Origin of the sequence: Corynebacterium sp. HMSC071B10, assembly GCF_001814825.1 — a bacterium.
In the GTDB taxonomy this organism is placed as follows: domain Bacteria; phylum Actinomycetota; class Actinomycetes; order Mycobacteriales; family Mycobacteriaceae; genus Corynebacterium.
The window spans coordinates 1-2,585 of sequence record NZ_KV818015.1; the positions used below are offsets into that span (position 1 = coordinate 1).

General features: G+C 55.1%; 3 protein-coding genes. 2 read left to right on the forward strand and 1 reads right to left on the reverse strand.

Annotated elements, in window-relative coordinates; translation table 11 throughout:
- Window position 1 precedes the first annotated feature (1 nt).
- Complete coding sequence (locus tag HMPREF2990_RS08865; protein WP_371575819.1) at window positions 2-697, forward strand: thioredoxin domain-containing protein; 696 nt, start codon at window positions 2-4, stop codon at window positions 695-697.
- Here the strand turns inward: HMPREF2990_RS08865 and HMPREF2990_RS08870 are convergent, their stop codons facing one another.
- Window positions 698-1,927 carry an MFS transporter gene (locus HMPREF2990_RS08870; protein ID WP_070764181.1) on the reverse strand — a complete coding sequence of 410 codons (1,230 nt, stop codon included), beginning with the start codon at window positions 1,925-1,927 and terminating at the stop codon, window positions 698-700.
- A 91-nt stretch (window positions 1,928-2,018) separates the two neighbouring features.
- On the opposite strand from HMPREF2990_RS08870, the gene HMPREF2990_RS12470 reads away from it, so the two are divergent.
- Window positions 2,019-2,576 carry a TetR/AcrR family transcriptional regulator gene (locus tag HMPREF2990_RS12470; RefSeq protein WP_210399974.1) on the forward strand — a complete coding sequence of 186 codons (558 nt, stop codon included), beginning with the start codon at window positions 2,019-2,021 and terminating at the stop codon, window positions 2,574-2,576.
- The last annotated feature ends 9 nt before the right edge of the window (window positions 2,577-2,585 follow it).

Here is a 2,585-nt window from a genome sequence, read left to right on the forward strand (position 1 = left end):
CATCCTGGTCTTCACTGTGGCGTTGGCTCTCGACGCGCCGGCGGCGATCCAGCGTGCCCTGCCGAATTGGACGTCGTCGCTGTCGAACCGTTTTGAGAATTCGGACTTGGCCAATGACGCTCTCAACAAGGTCGGACCAACTGGGAGCGGTTCACTGCAGTCGTGCCGCCGCGCCGACCCCGCGCAGCTGCAGGATTGTGGCCCGGCACCGGAATTCGCGGGGCTGACGAACTGGATCAACGCCGACCAGCCGCCGAGCCCGCAGGACGGTGGTGTCATGCTCGTTGATTTCTGGGCGTACGCCTGCATCAACTGTCAGCGTGCGGGGGAGCACATCACGAAGCTTTACGACACTTATCGAGATTCCGGCCTCACCGTCGTCGGCGTCCATTCCCCTGAGTACGCTTTCGAGCACGACCTGGGCAATGTCCGCAACGCCGTAGAAAAGGAAGGTATCCACTACCCGGTGGCGCAGGACAATAAACCATTACTGGATACTCACCACAGCGTTACTAAATCCGTGGTCCTAACAGCTATCGCGTCCCCATTCGTGGCCATGTCTCAGTCGTTTAGCAAGCAGGCGAATACGCTCTGGTACGAGATTTTCGATGTCGTCAAAGACAACTCGCTGGTGGACTACTCGGGGCCGACTCCTGCGGATAACGTGATGGAACGGCTACTTCAGGCACGCTCATAGTTATTGGCGTAGTGCGGGTACGGTGTGGGCGTAGATGACGACCACTGCAATCAAGGCGATACAGACGGCGAAGGGTGCCAGCGGGTTCCACCCGTAAAGGGCGGTCGAAGCCAGCGGGGCAATCGCGTACGCCAACCCATTATTAGCGTTGATGATGCCAGCCACTGCGCCTTGCTCATCTGCACTCATCTTCAAGGTTGGGCCAGTGTTGTACCCGGGCATCGCCAGTCCCATACCTACCCCCAGCACGATACACCCGACAACCAGTAAAGCGTGCGAGGAGGTAGGCCAAATGAGCACAGTTGCAACTAGTGTAATGGCCAGACCAGTACGTAAAAGCTTCGCTGCTCCCCACCCTGTCTTTGGAGCAATCACCGCTTGGGCAATGATCATGGTCACGCCCATGATGGTCAGGTAAATCGCGGAAATACCTGCGGTCGCAGTTGCCGACAGGGCGAAGCGGTCTTGGACAGTGAATCCAAAAATCGTAGCAACAGAAGAAAACACAAGAAACATCACCAGACCAGTTGCTAGCCAGGGAGCTACACGCGGATCAGTGAAGCGAATCCGTTGAGGCTTTGCAAAAAGTTGCCCTCGGCTTTGAGGTGCGAAACTCACCAAGAGAACAACCAGACCAATCACCATCACAACGGGCATGACCACCAAGGGCAAGAGCAGGCCACCAGCAGCGGCTAACACACCTCCAGTAACACCTCCAACAATGGAGGCCATCCCTTGAGCCGCTCCAATCATGCCCAGTGCTTTTACCCGCCCGTTCTCGCTGGCAGCATGCGTGACCAGGTGGGCTTGCGCGGTCGGGGCGATCGCTGAAATCCCTCCACCATAGAGCAAACCACGAGTGATCACAACACCAAAAACTAGTCCGACACCGCCAACTACCTGGTTCATCCCCAGGTAGGAGACAATACCGAAGGCGCTCAAAGCGATGATCGCGATCGCAAGCCCAGCAGCGAGTACACGTTTAGCGCCGACACGTTGGGAAGCTCGCCCCCAATAAGCACTCAAGCTCGCTAGTACAATCGCTGCCAAAGAGATAGTGGCGCCAATATGCCATTCCCGCAATCCCATCTGTCGTGACAGTGGCGCGATGATCGGATTGAGAATCATTTGCCCCATAAAGGCGAGAAAAACGATTCCCACTACCAGGTTCGCTTGCGCTGCTGGATCAATAGAGCTCTGTGTCGGCTTATTACTATGAGGGTCGGGCATCACTACACTCCATTACTAGAACACTGTTTCACTTAGGGATATTGTAGAATGGTGTTCTAGTAAGGGTCAAGGAATAAGTTAGGGTCACCTTATGAACACTGTGCTAACGGGGCGAAGGGCTGGGCTATCACGCGAGCTGATTGTCAAACAAGCTGTACAGTTAAGCGCGATCAGTGGCGTTGAGGGATGGTCAGTACGGGACATTGCCCGTGAACTGGGCGTGGTTCCCTCAGTGATTTATCATTATTTTCCAAACAAGGAAGCCATTTGTGATGCTGTTGTAGACCGGGTATGTGTCGGGATTGAAGTTCCCGACCCGGACCTTGAATGGAAAGCCTGGTTTCGAGCTATGGCTCACAATCTACGCCCCGCATTGTTAGCATATCCGGGGATTACCGACAGGTTCGCGCGGGGCAAGTTCACCGAACAGTTTTTGCCGATGATCGATGGAGCCTGGGCCAAACTACAAGAAGCTGGGTTTGGTGACAATTCGCCTGTGGCCTACACAATTATCGCGAACTCGATCATCCACACGATCGGAGCGAGAAACCTGCGCGCATCCAATCAAATCCAGCCTCGCCACAACCTGCACGAAATGCTTGTCAGGCTTGAGCCTATGATGGCTCAATCTGAAGCGTCCTGGGTTTAGTTCCTACCT